Origin of the sequence: Janthinobacterium algoris (genome assembly GCF_051380935.1) — a bacterium.
Taxonomy (GTDB): domain Bacteria; phylum Pseudomonadota; class Gammaproteobacteria; order Burkholderiales; family Burkholderiaceae_D; genus Janthinobacterium.
In genome coordinates this window covers 209,583-224,573 of the sequence record NZ_JBNYXZ010000004.1, presented here as the reverse complement: position 1 = coordinate 224,573, position 14,991 = coordinate 209,583, and the positions used below count along the sequence as shown (strand labels likewise).

13 protein-coding genes are annotated in these 14,991 nt (G+C 60.8%); 6 read left to right on the top strand and 7 right to left on the bottom strand.

The features are described 5' to 3' along the window. From ACQ4W7_RS07865 to ACQ4W7_RS07840, 6 genes are read left to right on the top strand one after another with little or no spacing between them, the layout of a single operon-like run. On the top strand, positions 1 to 366 hold the full coding sequence (locus ACQ4W7_RS07865) for a FliM/FliN family flagellar motor switch protein (RefSeq protein ID WP_046684914.1): 366 nt from the start codon (positions 1 to 3) through the stop codon (positions 364 to 366). After that, entirely contained in the window at positions 363 to 1,133 is a 771-nt protein-coding gene (gene fliP / locus ACQ4W7_RS07860; RefSeq protein ID WP_436529627.1) for a flagellar type III secretion system pore protein FliP, read from the top strand. The genes ACQ4W7_RS07865 and fliP overlap by 4 nt, the downstream gene beginning before the upstream one ends. Before the next feature lie 3 nt (positions 1,134 to 1,136). Then, complete coding sequence (locus ACQ4W7_RS07855) at positions 1,137 to 1,409, top strand: flagellar biosynthetic protein FliQ (protein WP_034757874.1); 273 nt, start codon at positions 1,137 to 1,139, stop codon at positions 1,407 to 1,409. 12 nt (positions 1,410 to 1,421) lie between these two features. Beyond that, complete coding sequence (locus ACQ4W7_RS07850; protein ID WP_426072940.1) at positions 1,422 to 2,222, top strand: flagellar biosynthetic protein FliR; 801 nt, start codon at positions 1,422 to 1,424, stop codon at positions 2,220 to 2,222. After that, a complete protein-coding gene (locus ACQ4W7_RS07845; protein WP_436529624.1) occupies positions 2,212 to 3,351 on the top strand; it encodes an EscU/YscU/HrcU family type III secretion system export apparatus switch protein in 1,140 nt (379 codons plus the stop codon). Before ACQ4W7_RS07850 ends, ACQ4W7_RS07845 begins: the two co-directional genes overlap by 11 nt. Next, positions 3,348 to 5,435: a flagellar biosynthesis protein FlhA gene (locus ACQ4W7_RS07840; RefSeq protein ID WP_426072938.1), complete on the top strand. Its 2,088-nt coding sequence runs from the start codon at positions 3,348 to 3,350 to the stop codon at positions 5,433 to 5,435. The genes ACQ4W7_RS07845 and ACQ4W7_RS07840 overlap by 4 nt, the downstream gene beginning before the upstream one ends. Before the next feature lie 68 nt (positions 5,436 to 5,503). On the opposite strand, the gene ACQ4W7_RS07835 is transcribed toward ACQ4W7_RS07840, so the two are convergent. From ACQ4W7_RS07835 to ACQ4W7_RS07805, 7 genes are all read right to left on the bottom strand, one after another. Next, positions 5,504 to 6,598, bottom strand: a complete 1,095-nt coding sequence (locus ACQ4W7_RS07835) for a hypothetical protein (protein ID WP_436529622.1) — start codon at positions 6,596 to 6,598, stop codon at positions 5,504 to 5,506. A gap of 57 nt (positions 6,599 to 6,655) precedes the next feature. Continuing rightward, positions 6,656 to 7,531, bottom strand: coding sequence for a flagellin N-terminal helical domain-containing protein (locus ACQ4W7_RS07830; RefSeq protein WP_426072936.1), 876 nt, complete (start codon positions 7,529 to 7,531; stop codon positions 6,656 to 6,658). 180 nt (positions 7,532 to 7,711) lie between these two features. Continuing rightward, positions 7,712 to 8,587 (bottom strand): flagellin N-terminal helical domain-containing protein, encoded by an 876-nt coding sequence (locus ACQ4W7_RS07825; protein WP_152255272.1) that lies wholly within the window; start codon positions 8,585 to 8,587, stop codon positions 7,712 to 7,714. Between the two features lie 242 nt (positions 8,588 to 8,829). Further along, positions 8,830 to 9,705 (bottom strand): flagellin N-terminal helical domain-containing protein, encoded by an 876-nt coding sequence (locus tag ACQ4W7_RS07820; RefSeq protein WP_152283217.1) that lies wholly within the window; start codon positions 9,703 to 9,705, stop codon positions 8,830 to 8,832. Between the two features lie 142 nt (positions 9,706 to 9,847). Then, entirely contained in the window at positions 9,848 to 10,576 is a 729-nt protein-coding gene (locus ACQ4W7_RS07815; protein WP_426072935.1) for an LbetaH domain-containing protein, read from the bottom strand. Beyond that, the gene (locus ACQ4W7_RS07810; RefSeq protein WP_436529618.1) at positions 10,576 to 11,727 is read right to left on the bottom strand and encodes a DegT/DnrJ/EryC1/StrS family aminotransferase; all 1,152 of its coding nucleotides are present in this window, start codon (positions 11,725 to 11,727) and stop codon (positions 10,576 to 10,578) included. The genes ACQ4W7_RS07815 and ACQ4W7_RS07810 overlap by 1 nt, the downstream gene beginning before the upstream one ends. Further along, entirely contained in the window at positions 11,727 to 14,936 is a 3,210-nt protein-coding gene (locus ACQ4W7_RS07805; RefSeq protein ID WP_436529616.1) for a tetratricopeptide repeat protein, read from the bottom strand. Before ACQ4W7_RS07805 ends, ACQ4W7_RS07810 begins: the two co-directional genes overlap by 1 nt. Positions 14,937 to 14,991: the final 55 nt, after the last annotated feature.

The window sequence follows — 14,991 nt, the reverse complement described above, 5'->3', positions numbered from 1 at the left end:
ATGAATATGACCGATACCAACCAGAGCGAAACCCTGCTGGAAGACCTGGGCGATGACATGATCATCGACCAGGGCGACGTGTCCGACGTGGCCAGCACCCGCGCGCGCCGCGATATTCCGCAGATGATGCGCAAGATTCCCGTTACCCTGACCCTGGAAGTGGGCTCGGCCCGCATTTCGCTGGAAGAACTGATGGCCATCGGCCCGGAAAGCGTGATCGAACTCGACATGCTGGCCGGCGAACCGCTGGTGATCAAGGTCAACGGCACGCCGATCGGCCGTGCCGAAGTCGTGGTGGCCGGCGAGAACTATGGCCTGAAAGTCATCGACCTCGACGGCCTCAATCTCGACCTGATGACAGCATGAAGCTGGCGGTACCCGGTTTGAGCCGGCGCCGCGGTGCGCTGGCTGCCGCGCTGGCTGTCCCCGCTATGATGCTGTGCTGCAGCGTGGCCGGGGCGCAGGATTTGTTGTCCGGCGTGGTGCCGGGCGCGAAGACCGACCTGTCGGTGAAGATGCAGATCCTGGTCGTCATGACCCTGCTCGGGCTGCTGCCCGTGATGGTCATGATGATGACCAGCTTTACCCGCTTCGTCATCGTGCTGTCCCTGCTGCGCCAGGCCCTGGGCCTGCAGCAGGGCTTGCCCAACCGCATCGTCACGGGCATCGCCCTGATTCTCACCTTGCTGGTCATGCGCCCCATCGGCGACCAGGTGTGGAAGGACGCGTTCGTGCCCTACGACCGCGACCAGATCGGCATGCAGGAAGCGCTAAAGATCGCCGAAGTGCCGATTTCGCGCTTCATGCTGGCGCAGACGAGCAAGGCCGCGCTGGCGCAGATCGCGCATCTGGCTGGAGAACCGTCGAGCATGCGCCCGCAAGACCATAGTTTTACGGTCAAGCTGGCGGCGTTTGTGTTGTCCGAACTCAAGACGGCGTTCCAGATCGGCTGCATGCTGTTCATACCGTTCCTCATCATCGACCTGGTGGTGGCGTCCGTACTGATGGCCATGGGAATGATGATGCTATCGCCGCTGGTGATTTCCTTGCCGTTCAAGCTGCTGCTGTTCGTGCTGGTCGACGGCTGGACCCTGACCGTCAACACCTTAGTTACCAGCATACAGGGCTATTGATCGATGTTTACGCCTGAAGTCGCCGTCGACCTGATCATCGAAGCGCTGCATGTCGTCATGCTGCTGGTGGTGATCCTGGTCGTGCCGGGTTTGCTCATGGGCTTGCTGGTTGCGCTGGTGCAGGCGGCCACTTCGATCAATGAACAGACCATGAGTTTCCTGCCGCGCCTGCTGGTCACCCTGCTGGCCCTGATTCTGGCCGGACGCTGGATGGCCGGTTACCTGATGGATTATTGCGTATCCATTTTTCAGCGCGCGGCCACCCTGGTCGGATAGCGCGGCGCGCCCATGGATCAGATTTTCAATCAGGTGCTGCCGTTTCTGCTGGCCGTGTGGTGGCCGTTCTGCCGCATCCTGGCCATGCTCAGCGCCTCGCCCGTGATCGGCGATGCCATGGTGCCCGTCCCCGTGCGGGTGCTGCTGTCGCTGGTGCTGGCGATCCTGATGCTGCCCGTGATGCAGGCGTCGGGCATCTCGCAAGACTTGTTGAAAATCGATCCGTTTTCCCTGCACGCCGTCGTCGCCACCCTGGAGCAGGCCATCATCGGCTTCGTCCTCGGCCTGGCCTTCCACTTTGCCATGTCCGTCATGTCGGTGCTCGGCTATCTGGTGTCGAGCCAGGTGGGCTTTTCCATGGCCGTCATGAACGATCCGCTCAACGGCACCTCGTCGGACGTGATCACGGGTTTACTCACCATCATGTGCATGATCGTATTTTTTGCCATCGACGGCCATCTGGTGCTGGCGGGCGTGATCGGCGCCAGTTTCACGGCCTGGCCCGTGGGGCAGGGCTACGGACCGCTGCTGCTGCAAACGGTGGCGTATAACGTGGCGTGGATCTTCGCCGCCGCCATGTTGCTGGCCTTGCCCATCGTTTTTTCCACCATGGTGGTGCAACTCGGTTTCGGCTTTTTGAACCGCGTGGCGCCGTCGCTGAACCTGTTTTCGCTGGGTTTTTCCATGATCACCATGTTCGGCCTGCTGATGCTGATACAGATCGTGCGCTTTATCCCCGAGCACTATATCGCCATGACCAACCGCGTGCTCGACATGCTCCAGGAACAGATGCGGGTGGCCCATGGCGGATAGCAGCACTGGCGACAAGACAGAAAAGGCCTCAGCGCAGAAGCTGAAGAAATCGCGCCAGGAAGGGCAGGTGGTGCGTTCGCGCGACCTGTCGACGGCGCTGGGCATTCTGATCAGCATGAAGGTCTTCATTTATTTGCTGCCGGGCTACCTGCAAAGCTTTCGTGAGCTGTTCGCCATGGCTTTCATGCCGCTCGACAGCAAGGGTGCGCTGGAAAATGCCATGTCGATGGCGTTTACCACGTCGGTAGGCTTGCTGATCAAGATGATCGTACCGCTGTTCTGCGTGCCCTTGTTCGTCGTGCTCGGTTCCTTGATCCCCGGCGGCTGGGTCATCAGTACGAAGAACTGGATGCCGAAGATGGAGCGCCTGAGCCCGGCCAAGAACCTGGGCCGCTTGTTTGCGCCCAAGCATGGTTTTGAATTCGGCTTGTCCATCGCCAAGGCCGCCGTGCTGGGCATGGTGCTCGTGCATGTGAGCCGTTCCAGCCTGAGGCAGTATGTGGACTTGCAACACAGACCGCTGCAGCAAGCCATGCTCGATGGTTCGGCGCTGATGCTTGATGGCTTGATGGCGCTCATTTCCGTCTTCGTTCTGTTCGCCATCATCGACGTGCCGGCCCAGGCTTTCTTCTTTGCCCGCAACCAGCGCATGAGCAAGCAGGATGTCAAGGAAGAGCACAAGAGCAGCGAAGGCCGGCCCGAAGTGCGCCAGCGCATCCGCCAGTTGCAGCAGCAGATCGGCCGGCGCAGCGTGCGCAAGACCGTGCCCGACGCCGACGTGGTGATCGTCAATCCCGAGCATTACGCCGTTGCACTAAAGTATGACCAGGATCGCGCCGAGGCGCCGTTTGTCGTTGCCAAGGGCGTCGACGAGATGGCGCTGTATATCCGGCAAGTGGCGAAGGAACATCATATCGAAACGCTGGAGTTGCCGCCGCTGGCGCGCGCCATCTACAACACCAGCCAGGTGCAGCAGCAGATTCCCGTGCAGCTGTACCAGGCCGTGTCGCAGGTGCTCAACTACATACTGCAGCTGAAAGCATTCCGTACTGGGCAGCGTGCCGCCCAGCCCCCATTTCCCACCGAGGTGGTCGTGCCATCTCATTTGAGCGAGGTAGTACCTTCATGAATTTACTGAACAGAGTGGTTGCCGAAATGCGCCGCCACAAGTTCGCCACGCCGCTGTTCCTGCTGGTGATCCTGGCGATGATCATCTTGCCGCTGCCGCCGGTGCTGCTCGATATCTTGTTCACTTTCAATATCGTGCTGGCTCTGATCGTCATCCTGGTCAGCGTGTCGGCCAAGCGGCCGCTCGATTTCTCCGTCTTCCCGACGGTGATCCTGGCTACCACCATGCTCAGGCTGACGTTGAACGTGGCGTCCACGCGCGTGGTGCTGCTGCACGGCCATACGGGTGCGGACGCGGCCGGTAAAGTGATCGAGGCCTTTGGTAACGTGGTGATCGGTGGTAACTTCGTCGTCGGTATCGTGGTCTTTGTGATCTTGATGATCATCAACTTTGCCGTCGTCACCAAGGGTGCCGAGCGCATCTCGGAAGTCTCCGCGCGCTTTACCCTCGATGCCTTGCCGGGCAAGCAGATGGCCATCGATGCCGACCTGAACGCCGGTCTGATCAACCAGGAAAAAGCCCAGATCCGCCGCAAGGATGTTGCCGCTGAAGCCGATTTCTATGGCGCCATGGACGGCGCGTCGAAGTTCGTGCGCGGTGATGCCGTCGCCAGTATCCTGATCCTGATCATCAATATGGTCGGTGGCGTGGCCATCGGCTCGCTGATGCACGACCTGTCGTTTGGCGATGCTTTCCGTCAATATGCACTGCTGACCATCGGTGATGGCCTGGTGGCGCAGATCCCGGCACTGCTGCTGTCGGCCGCGGCCGCCATTCTCGTTACCCGCATCAGCGATTCGGGCGACTTCGAACAGCAAGTGGCGGGCCAGGTACTGACTTCGCCAACGGTGATCTACAGCGCGTCCGGCATGATGGTGGCGCTGGCATTGATTCCGGGCATGCCGTGGTTCATGTTCATGACCTTTGCCGCCGTGCTGGCCTTCGTGGCGTGGCGCCTGACCAAGCGCGTGAAAGGGCCCGATGCGGCCGGCATGGCGGCCATCGAGGCGGCCTTGCGCGACGAGCGCCCGGCCGAACTGGAGTGGCAGCAACTGCCTGCCGTGCAGCCGCTGATGGTGATGCTCGGCTATAAACTGGTCGGCATGGTGGACAAGACACAAGGCGAACCCTTGAACAAGCGCGTCAAGGGCGTGCGCCAGAGTCTGTCCGAAGCAATGGGCTTGCTGCTGCCGAACATCGGCGTGCGTGACGACCTGGCCCTGAAACCGTCGCAGTACGCCATCGTGCTGTCCGGCACCGTGGTGGCGCAGGCGGAAGTGCAGGCCGACCGCCTGATGGCGATCCCGTCGCCGAACGTGTATGGCCAGCTCGATGGCATTCCCGGCATCGAACCGGCTTACGGCATGCCCGTCACCTGGATAGAACCGAGTGAAAAGGCGCATGCGCTGGGCCTCGGTTACCAGGTCATCGAGGCGCCCAGCGTGATCGCCACGCACTTGTCGAAAATGGTGCGCGAATACTTGCCGGAACTGTTCCGCCATGAAGATGTCTCCAACATGATGGAGCGCCTGACGGCCCTGTCGCCCAAGCTGGCCGGCGCGCTGGACAAGGCGCTCACGCACACGCAGCTGCTGCGCGTGTTCCGCGTCTTGCTGGCAGAAAACGTGTCACTGAAGGATATCGTGCCCATCGCTACCACCTTGCTCGACAGTTCGGAAACGACGAAGGACCCGATCCTGTTGGCGGCCGAAGTGCGCTGCGCCCTGCGGCGCCAGATCGTCAGCGGCCTGTTTGGCCAGAAGATGGAAATGCAGGCGTTTAACCTGGGCGGCGAGCTGGAAAACATGCTGCTCGGTTCGCTGAACCAGGCGCGCCAGTCGGGCAAGGTGACGCTGGATAATTATCCGATCGACCCGCATCTGCTGTCGCAGCTGCAGGTGAACATGCCGGTGGCGCGCGAGCAAATGAAGCAGCAAGCGACGCCGCCGCTGCTGCTGGTGCTGCCGCAGATCCGTCCGCTGCTGGCCCGCTATGCGCGCCTGTTCGCGCCGGGCTTGCACGTGCTGTCGTATAACGAAATTCCGGAAAACCGCGAAGTGAGCATCATCGGCACGGTGGGGTAAACGGTAGGATAAATAACAAAAACGGCGCTGCGGGCGCCGTTTTCTTATGTTGCATCAATCCTCCTGCATCAATCCTGCTCGTCGATGGGTGGCAGCAGGTCGTGCTGCTGGCCATCGGCCAGCAGCAGCACGCTGCTGCCTTGCGCCGCGTCTTCCTCGTCGCCATAGTCGTAACCGAGCGGCGCCGCCACTTCCTTCGAGACGATGATGGTTTCCTCTTCGGCTTCGGCAGGAGGAGCCGCGGGCGCGTCGGGATTGGCCGCCGCTTCCGCCGGCGGTTGCGTCAGCAGCAGTGCCACTTCGGCCATGGCGCGAAACAGGGGCAGCGATAGCGAGGCGGCACCCGCCTGCATCGGGTAATTGCCGTGCACGCGCTGCGCATGCAACTGGCGGTTCAGGCGGCAGCGCACCACGCGCAGGCCCGCGCGCCGCACGGCGTCGGCAATCTCGGGCAGGGCCAGGCGCAAGTGGCGCAAGGCGCTGTCTTCATCGGCCGCCAGTTCCAGCAGCACCCCATCGCCAGCCGGCTCCATCTGGATCACTACCCGGCCGATGCCGGCAATCAGCAGTTCGACGCGCAGCGCCACCTTGCCGCGCCGCCTGTGCGGCGCATCCTCGTCCTCGTCGCCGGCCAGCACGCGCAGCAGCAGGCGTTGGCCGCCCCAGCCATACACGGCAAAGCGCCACGCTTCGCTGTCGACGCTCAAAGGCGGACGGGCACCTTCGCGCAGCAGGGCCGGTTGTTGTTCGGCCATGAATAGATTGCCCGGTACGTGCTGGCCGCGCGCCTGTTCCTGCAGGGCGGCATAGTGCTCGCCATACGTCTTGACCATCACGCGCCACGAGGCGGCCAGCTGCGCCGCGTCGGGCGGCTGCCATACCAGCTGGCGCGTGAAGAACAGTTGATTGACCTGCATGGCGCTGCTGTCGCGCGGCATGGCGCCGCCGGCGCCATCGGCGTTGGGCTTGATGAGGGACGCCAGGGTATTCTGTTGCTGCAGCTGGGCGGGCAGGGTGCCGGCGTCGGGCGCGGGCGCCATGTAAGGCCCGATGGGCACCAGCGGCTGGACCACGCCGGGCACCATCGGCGTCGCGGGGCTGACGTCGAAGCGCTGGGTAATCAGGGGCACCGGGTTGCCCGATGAAATGCGGTCTATCGCCATGCCATTGCTTCCTGCTGATACATATTAATCAGATCCGCCATCGCGCCCTGCCGGTAACTATTGTAGTAAAGAAAGAATCAGTTTGCTCATGCTCTGGCTTTGCTTGAGCATGGCCGTACTCGCTTGCAGCAGCATTTGCGCCGAGGTCATGTTGGCGCTTTCGGCCGCGTAGTCGACATCCATGATGCGACCGATGGCGGCCCTGGTATGGGTGACCATGTTGGCCAGGTTATTGTAGACATGCCCGAGCCGGTTCGCGGTGGCGCCCAGCGCCGAGCGCACGCTGCCGACTTTGTCGACGGCCGCCGCCAGCAAGTCGATCATGCCGTTGGCGCTGCTGTTGCTGGTAAATTCGCTGCCGGGCGTGACGCCTGGCGCAAAATTGACGGAGATCGCTTGCAGTGCCGCATCCAGGCCAGCCATGTCGCCCGCCACGTTGAATTGCATGGTCTCGCTGCCGGTGGCGCCGATCTGGAACGTCATGGCTTGCGACAGGGTACCTTTGCCAGCGCTGCCGTTGCCCAGCAATAAGGTGCCGCCATAGCGGGTGTTCGTCATCACGTTGTACAGCTCGGCACCCAGTGCGTCATATTCGCCTTGCATGGCGTCGCGGTCTTTCTGGTTCGACGAGGCGTCCGCTGCCTGGGTGGCCAGGTCCTTCATGCGCACCAGCATGGCGCTGACTTCGCCAAACGCGCCTTCGGCCGTTTGCAGCAGCGAGGTGCTGTTTTGCGTGTTGCGCATGGCCACTGCCATGCCGCTGGTCTGGGCGCTCAGCCTGGTGGCGATCTGCAAGCCGGCCGCATCGTCCATGGCTGAGTTGATGCGAAAGCCCGTGGAGAGGCGCGTCATCGACGTCGACAGCAGCTGCTGGGCCCAGCCCATGGCCCGCTGGGCTGACAGTGCGGCAGTATTGGTATGAATGCTCAGCACGCGGCGGCTCCAGTGGACGATTGTTCTGTGTTCTACCTTGTATAGGCGACTATGCCGGCAACATCGTTAAACGTGATGGCAATTTAGTTCAATATGCGGTAAATGCATGACATTGCGGACGAAAAAAAACCAGACCGGAGTCTGGCTTGGAGAAGCTGGCCGCAAGCGGCCAAGTCCATATTATTGCAGCAGGGACATGACCATCGAGGACATGCTGTTGCTTTGTTTCAGCATCGCGGTGCCAGCTTGCAGCAGCATTTGCGACGACGTCATGTTCGAGCTTTCGGTAGCGAAGTCGGTGTCCATGATGCGGCCGGTAGCGGCTTTGGTGTTGGTGGCGATGTTCGACAAGTTGGTGTTGACGTGGTCCAGACGGTTAGCCGTCGCGCCCAGTGCCGAACGCACGGTGCTGACGCTGTCGATGGCGGTCGCCAGCAGGCCGATGGTGGCGTTGGCGGTAGCAGTCAGTTCCGTGGCACCGGTCGATGCGGCCGACGAGAAGTTTTTGCTCAGGCCGGTCAGGGCTGCGTTCAGCGCGGTCAGGTTGCCGGAAACGTCAAAGCTCATTTTTTCGGTCGAGCTTGCACCGATCTGGAACGTCATCGACGTCGACAGCGTGCCGGAGGCAGCAGCCGCGCCGTCGCCCAGCAGCTTGGTGCCGCCGAACGTGGTGTTGGTCATGACGTTGTACAGTTCTTGACCCAATGCATTGTATTCAGCTTGCATGGCGGTCTTGTCGTTGGCGGTCGACGAGGCATCGGAAGCTTGGGTAGCCAAGTCTTTCATGCGCACCAGCATGTTGGTGACTTCAGCGAACGCGCCTTCAGCCGTTTGCAGCAGCGAGGTGCTGTTTTGCGTGTTGTTCATCGCCACGGTCATGCCGCTGGTTTGTGCTTTCAGGCGGGTGGCGATTTGCAGGCCGGCAGCGTCGTCCATGGCCGAATTGATGCGGAAACCGGTGCTCAGGCGCGTCATCGAGGTCGACAGCTTGGATTGGGTATTCGAGATCGAATTTTGTGCCGACAGGGAGGCAGCGTTGGTGTGAAGGCTCAGCATGGTGTCATTCCTAATTGGGTGGTTACGGTGAGGAGCGACGATTTATCTGCTCCTATCAGTACAAGACGACCGTGCGGTCACCTTAATTAAATGCTTTAAGGAAATTTTTGAAAATAAATGGTATTTGTTGTTCCTCGGGGCCGTACGGCCGGCCTTGCGGCATGCTTGCGCAAGGTACAGACGAAAAAAAACCAGACCGGAGTCTGGCTTCGAGAGGCTGGCCGCGAGCGGCCAAGTCCATATTATTGCAGCAGGGACATGACCATCGAGGACATGCTGTTGCTTTGTTTCAGCATCGCGGTGCCAGCTTGCAGCAGCATTTGCGACGACGTCATGTTCGAGCTTTCGGTAGCGAAGTCGGTGTCCATGATGCGGCCGGTAGCGGCTTTGGTGTTGGTGGCGATGTTCGACAAGTTGGTGTTGACGTGGTCCAGACGGTTAGCCGTCGCGCCCAGTGCCGAACGCACGGTGCTGACGCTGTCGATGGCGGTCGCCAGCAGGCCGATTGTGGCGTTGGCGGTGGCGGTCAGTTCCGTTGCGCCAGTCGATGCGCCGCTGGAGAAGTTCGCGCTCAGGCCGCTCAGGGCGGTATTCAACGTGGACAGGTTGCCGGACACGTCGAAGCTCATTTTTTCGGTCGAGCTTGCACCGATCTGGAACGTCATCGAGGTCGACAGCGTGCCCTTGGCTGCGCCGCTACCGTCGCCCAGCAGCTTGGTGCCGCCGAACGTGGTGTTGGTCATGACGTTGTACAGTTCTTGACCCAATGCATTGTATTCAGCTTGCATGGCGGTCTTGTCGTTGGCGGTCGACGAGGCATCGGAAGCTTGGGTAGCCAAGTCTTTCATGCGCACCAGCATGTTGGTGACTTCAGCGAACGCGCCTTCAGCCGTTTGCAGCAGCGAGGTGCTGTTTTGCGTGTTGTTCATCGCCACGGTCATGCCGCTGGTTTGTGCTTTCAGGCGGGTGGCGATTTGCAGGCCGGCAGCGTCGTCCATGGCCGAATTGATGCGGAAGCCGGTGCTCAGGCGCGTCATCGAAGTCGACAGTTTGGATTGGGTATTCGAGATCGAATTTTGTGCCGACAGGGAAGCAGCGTTGGTGTGAAGACTCAGCATGGTGTCATTCCTAATTGGGTGGTTATGGTGAGGAGCGACGGTTTATCTGCTCCTACCAGTACAAGACGACCATTCCTTCCCCTTTATTAAATGCCGTGTGGAAATTTATTTTTTCTTTGTCGAGTGGCAAGCTGCCGCATGTTCAGTCCACCACGCCGCCGTGTTCCGCCTCCCATTGCTGGCGGCTGCTCTTCAGGATATCGATGACCAGCAATGCCTTCGCTTCGTCGCCGCACAGATCTTCCAGAAACATGGCGTTATTGTCGCGCACCCAGGCCAGCGGCATTTCCCACCAGGCCAGCTCCTGCAGCGCGGCACGGACTTTTTCCGTGAAGCGGTGGCGGATCAGGCGCGCCGGCGAACCCGCATAAATGCCATAGGGTTCCGAGCGGAAATTCGGCGGCAGCAGCGAGCGGGCGCCGATGACGCAGCCGTTTTCGATCACGCTGCCGCCCAGCACCATCACTTCGTCGCCGATCCAGACATCGTTCTTGATCACCGTGTCGGCATACTGTGGCGGCGGTGCATTTTTCAAGCCGCCGCCGAGGATCGACAGCATGTACGTCGAGATCGTGCGCATTTCGTGCTGGCCATTGAGGATGAAACTCAGGCGTGAGCCGCCGGCCACATAGCGTCCCACGCACAGGCTTTGCTGTCCGCTGTCATATTTCACGAATGAACCGACGCCGAAACAGGAGCCGCGCCCGATGTAGAAGTGGCCGCTCGTCGGTTCCTGGTCCAGCCAGTCGCGAAAAAACCGATGGGGTAGGGTGCTGATGGCGCCATCCGCGTAGCCCAGTACCGTGAAATGAGCCGACCACGGATGGTTTTCCGCCACGCCGGAAAAATTGGTTTCGGTGGAAATGTGCATCAAGCAATGTTCCGTATCAATGCTTGTTGCTGTGCGGGGGCGGCGATCATCGCGATAATGGCGTCTACGGTTGCCATCTCCAGATCCGGATAGATCGGCAAGCAGATCACCTGCGATGACGCCAGCCGCGCCACGGGCAGATTGGCGTGCGCCGCGGACGGCATGCCGCGATACATGGGGAAGTCGCTGATGAGCGGGTAAAAGTAGCGGCGCGCGTAGATTTCCTGGTCGCGCAGCAGCTGGAACAGGGCATCGCGCGACAGCGGGTAGCCGGGGCCGACCAGGATGGGAAAATACGCGTGATTTGCCGCCTCGCCTTCGCCCTGCTGCAGGCAGCTGATGCCATCGATGCCAGCCAGCTGCCGTCGATAATGCGCATCGATCGCCTTGCGCTTTTGACGCGCGCCGTCGATGCCCTTGAGCTGCAGCAAGCCGAAGGCGGCATTGATCTCGCTCATCTTGCCATTGATGCCTGCCGCCACCACCGTGACTTCATCGACGAAGCCGAAGTTTTTCAGATGGTCGATGCGTTGCTTGGTCTTGGCGTCGGGGCAGACGATGGCGCCGCCTTCGAAGGTGTTGAAAATTTTGGTGGCGTGAAAGCTGATCACGGAAAGGTCGCCGTGATTGAGCACGCTGCCACCGCGGTGGCGCACGCCAAACGCGTGCGCCGCATCGTAGATTACCTTCAGGTTGTAGTTGTCGGCAATTTTCTCGATGGCTTCGATGTCGCATGGCCGGCCGTAGCAGTGCACGGGCATGATGGCAGTGGTCTGCGGCGTGATGGCCGCCTCGATCCTGGTCGGGTCGAGGTTCAGGCTGTGCGGTTCGATGTCGGCAAAGACGGGCTTGATATTATTCCACAGCAACGAATGGGCGGTGGCGACAAACGAATACGGCGTCGTGATGACTTCACCGTTGATGCGCAGCGCCTGCAAGGCCGTCATCAATGCCAGCGTGCCATTGGCGAACAGGCAGATATGCTTGACGCCCAGGTAGTCGCACAGCGCCTGTTCCAGTTGCTGGTGGAAGGGGCCGCCATTGGTCAGGATCTTGTTGTCCCAGATCGCTTCCAGATACGGCAGGAAATCCTCCAGCGGCGGCAGCAGGGGCTGGGTGACATAGACCGGTTTGTTTTTTGGAGCGCTCATCATAATCCGATCGGCGGGTTGGGCACTGCCACGGGTGCTTCAAACGACATTGGCGGCAAGCCTTCGCACCAGCGTTGCCAGATGATGCGCAAGCCATTTTCCAGTCCTTCTGTGATCAGTTTGGGCCGGCCCAGGGTCGAGCGCTCCAGCCGGTGCCGCATGCTGAAGCGGTAAGCGCCCAGCAACATGGGGTTAGCCGCCATGGCCATGCTCTTGCGCACGAAATCGTCTTCGTCGGTGGCGATGAAGTCATCGAGTTCGACCTGGCGCAAGATCATGTTGCCGGCGCGGCTAGGCATGGTAGGGCCTGCCGTCGTGAGCGTGGGCACGCCCATCCACAGCGCATGCAGCGTCGTCGTGCTGCCGCAATACGGGAAGGCATCAAGGCAGATATCGATGCGGTGATGGAGGGCCATGAATTGTGCCATGCCCGTGCGCCCTTCGAAGGTCAGGCGCTCCGGCGCAATGCCTTCTTCCGCGAACCAGGCCGCCAGTTGTGGCGGCGCTTCCGACTTCGGCATGGCAGCCACGATCATTTTGGCGTCGGGGACGGCGCGCAGCACCCTGGCCCAGCGCGCGATGACCTGGCGATTGATTTTATTGGTGCGGTTGAAACTGCCAAACGTGATGTAGCCATTTGACAATACGGGCGCGGGCTGAATGCTGGGAGCAACCTTGGACGGCAGGAATGGCACGCAGGCGGGGAGCAGCAACAGTTTCTCGGAGAATTGGTCGCCCAATTCGCCCGGTGGCGTGAAGAACTGATCGCTCAGATAGTAATCGATCGATTGCAGTCCCGTTGTGAGCGGGTAGCCGATCCAGCTGGCCTGGATAGGGGCGGGCTTAGCGGCAAACATGAGCAGCCGGTTCTTGCCCGTGTGGCCGGACAAATCGATCAGGATGTCGATGCCATCGTCGCGGATCAGCTGGCCCAGGTCCGGATCGGACAGGTGCTCGACCTGGCGCCAGTGGGGAATGACTTCCCGCAGGCGTTTCGTGATATCGTCGTTATGCGGATTGTTGTGATAAGCATACAGTGACAACCGGGCATCATCGGCGATATTTTCTAGTATTGGAATGAGGAAATGCGGGACTGGATGGTTGTGCAGGTCACCTGACACGAAGCCGACTTTCAGCGTGCGCAGCGGGTCGCGGATATTGCCGTGACTCGCGTGTCCCTTGGCGATGTGCGTTTCAAAGGTGTCGCTGAAGCGCTGATGCTCCGCAAAGAGTGCCTGGGGATCGATCTCGGTGCTATGCGATAACAGGAACAGGTAGTTGCTGAACAGGGTTTCCCACAGCGGGCAGACGGCCAGACCCTTGCGGCAGGTTGCAATGGCTTCTTCTATCCTGCCGATATTGCTGAAAGTGGCGCTGATGTTGACGTAGGCATCACGATAGTCGGGATTGATTTCCAGTGTCTTGTGATAGCACTCCAGCGCCAGCAGGGGTTCGTTCATCAGCACGTAGCAATTGCCAAGTGCGAAGTGCGCGCGCTCGAATGCGGGGTCGATATCGAGCGCGGCCAGATACGTGTGCTTGGCGTGTTCCAATTGATTCTGTGCCTGCCGCGTCGAGCCCAAATTACACAGCGCCGAAGTGTTTTTCGGTTCCAGTTCGAGCGCGCGCTCATAGGCGGCGGCAGCGGCGTCGTATTGCTCCAGCTCTTGCAGGGCGACGCCCAGGTGGTTATGCGTTTCGCTATCGCCGGAATCGAGTTCCAGGGTACGGCGGTATGCCTCCACCGCAAGGGGATAGCGCTTGATGGTGCTGTAGTAATCGGCCAGCTGCCTGTGGTTCGCGGCGCTGGCTGGGGCCAGATCGATGGCTTGCTGGAAGTATTTCAGTGCATTGTCGCGGTCTTCGGCCGCGCCGTAGGCGATGGCGAGCTGGCCGCAGGCTTGCGCATCGTCCGGCTGCAGGCGCAGTACTCTGGCGCAGTACTCGACGGCCGCCGTGTAATTCTTTTGTTTGCATTGAAGCAATCCCATATTGCTCAGCGCCTGTGCGAAGCTGCCATCGAGCGCGATCGCCTGTTCGTACGCGGCGATGGCTTGCTCAGGCTGCTCCAGCGACTGGAGGGCGCGACCCATGTTGTTGTGCAACTTGGCGTCGTCGGGATGCAATTCGATGGCGTGCCGGTAGCTGGCCACGGCGCCCGCGTAGTCTTTAGCTTCATGCAGCGCGGCGGCCAGATTGGCATGCGCCCCCGTCGTGTGGGGCGCCAATTGCAGCACGGCCCGATAGCTGACAATGGCTGCTTGCCATTGCTGCAGGTTTTGCTGGGCGTTGCCCAGGTTCAGATAGATTTCGGCGTCGCCTGGCAGCAGGGCCAGCGCGCGTCGATAGCAAGCGATGGCTTCGGCGCTGCGCTGCATCGTTTGCAGAGTATTGCCGAGATTGAAATGTCCCTTGGCGTAATCGGGGCGCAACGCCAGCGCTTGCCGGTACGCCTGCTCGGCCTGCTCCAGCTTGCCTTGCGCCTGCAGCGCCGCCGCCAGGTTGCCGTGCGCCTCGACAAAGTCCGGATTCAGTTCCAGCGCCCGGGTATAACTGTTGATCGCTTGCGCGTACATGCCTCGTTCCTGCCATGCTGTGCCCAGATTGCCATGCGCTTCGGCATCGTTGGGCGCCAGTTGCGCGGTTTTTTGCAGGGCCTCGAAAGCATCCTTGCCCTGTAATTGCAGGGCGGTGCCCAGCACGCTCCAGGCAAAGTCCGAGTCGGGATAGCGCTGCGTCAGGGCGTAGCTGGTCACTTCCAGTTCGGCATGGTGGCCGGCTTGATACAGCGCAATGACGTGCTGCGTTTCCTGCGCTGTCGGCGTGCTTGCAATCGCCGTTTCGATGCGGCTGCGCAAGCCCTGCGACTGTTCGTTATCGAGGCCGCGCGCGATGGCCGCCGTGACGATCTCCAGCGCCTGTTCGCGTTCGCCCGCCTTGAGCAAGCCATCCGCATACGATAGCCAGAACTGGCCTTCGTCGGGGTTGACCGACAGCGCCTTGTGCAGATATGGCAAGCCGGCCTGGTATTGCCCGACCTGTCCCGCCAGCAAGCCCATATTGTGGTTGGCAATGGCGTGATACGGCTGCGCCTGCAAAATTGCCAGGTAAAGCTCCTCCGCCTCGGCGTAGCGGCCAGCCTGGTGTTCGGTGATTGCCTGCTGTAATTCGGCGTCGAGGGGCACTGCGGGAAGGGCGTTTGCGTTCATGGGCGGGCGGCAGTTAAAATATTTAGTAAAGGGAATTGTAACTGGTGGAAGTGCC

Coding starts and splice junctions, on each gene's coding strand:
- ACQ4W7_RS07865 (WP_046684914.1), top strand. CDS start 1: ATGAATATGACCGATACCAACCAGAGCGAAACCCTGCTGGAAGACCTG.
- ACQ4W7_RS07845 (WP_436529624.1), top strand. CDS start 2,212: ATGGCGGATAGCAGCACTGGCGACAAGACAGAAAAGGCCTCAGCGCAG.
- ACQ4W7_RS07850 (WP_426072940.1), top strand. CDS start 1,422: ATGGATCAGATTTTCAATCAGGTGCTGCCGTTTCTGCTGGCCGTGTGG.
- ACQ4W7_RS07855 (WP_034757874.1), top strand. CDS start 1,137: ATGTTTACGCCTGAAGTCGCCGTCGACCTGATCATCGAAGCGCTGCAT.
- ACQ4W7_RS07810 (WP_436529618.1), bottom strand. CDS start 11,727: ATGAGCGCTCCAAAAAACAAACCGGTCTATGTCACCCAGCCCCTGCTG.
- ACQ4W7_RS07805 (WP_436529616.1), bottom strand. CDS start 14,936: ATGAACGCAAACGCCCTTCCCGCAGTGCCCCTCGACGCCGAATTACAG.
- fliP (WP_436529627.1), top strand. CDS start 363: ATGAAGCTGGCGGTACCCGGTTTGAGCCGGCGCCGCGGTGCGCTGGCT.
- ACQ4W7_RS07820 (WP_152283217.1), bottom strand. CDS start 9,705: ATGCTGAGTCTTCACACCAACGCTGCTTCCCTGTCGGCACAAAATTCG.
- ACQ4W7_RS07815 (WP_426072935.1), bottom strand. CDS start 10,576: ATGCACATTTCCACCGAAACCAATTTTTCCGGCGTGGCGGAAAACCAT.
- ACQ4W7_RS07825 (WP_152255272.1), bottom strand. CDS start 8,587: ATGCTGAGCCTTCACACCAACGCTGCCTCCCTGTCGGCACAAAATTCG.
- ACQ4W7_RS07840 (WP_426072938.1), top strand. CDS start 3,348: ATGAATTTACTGAACAGAGTGGTTGCCGAAATGCGCCGCCACAAGTTC.
- ACQ4W7_RS07835 (WP_436529622.1), bottom strand. CDS start 6,598: ATGGCGATAGACCGCATTTCATCGGGCAACCCGGTGCCCCTGATTACC.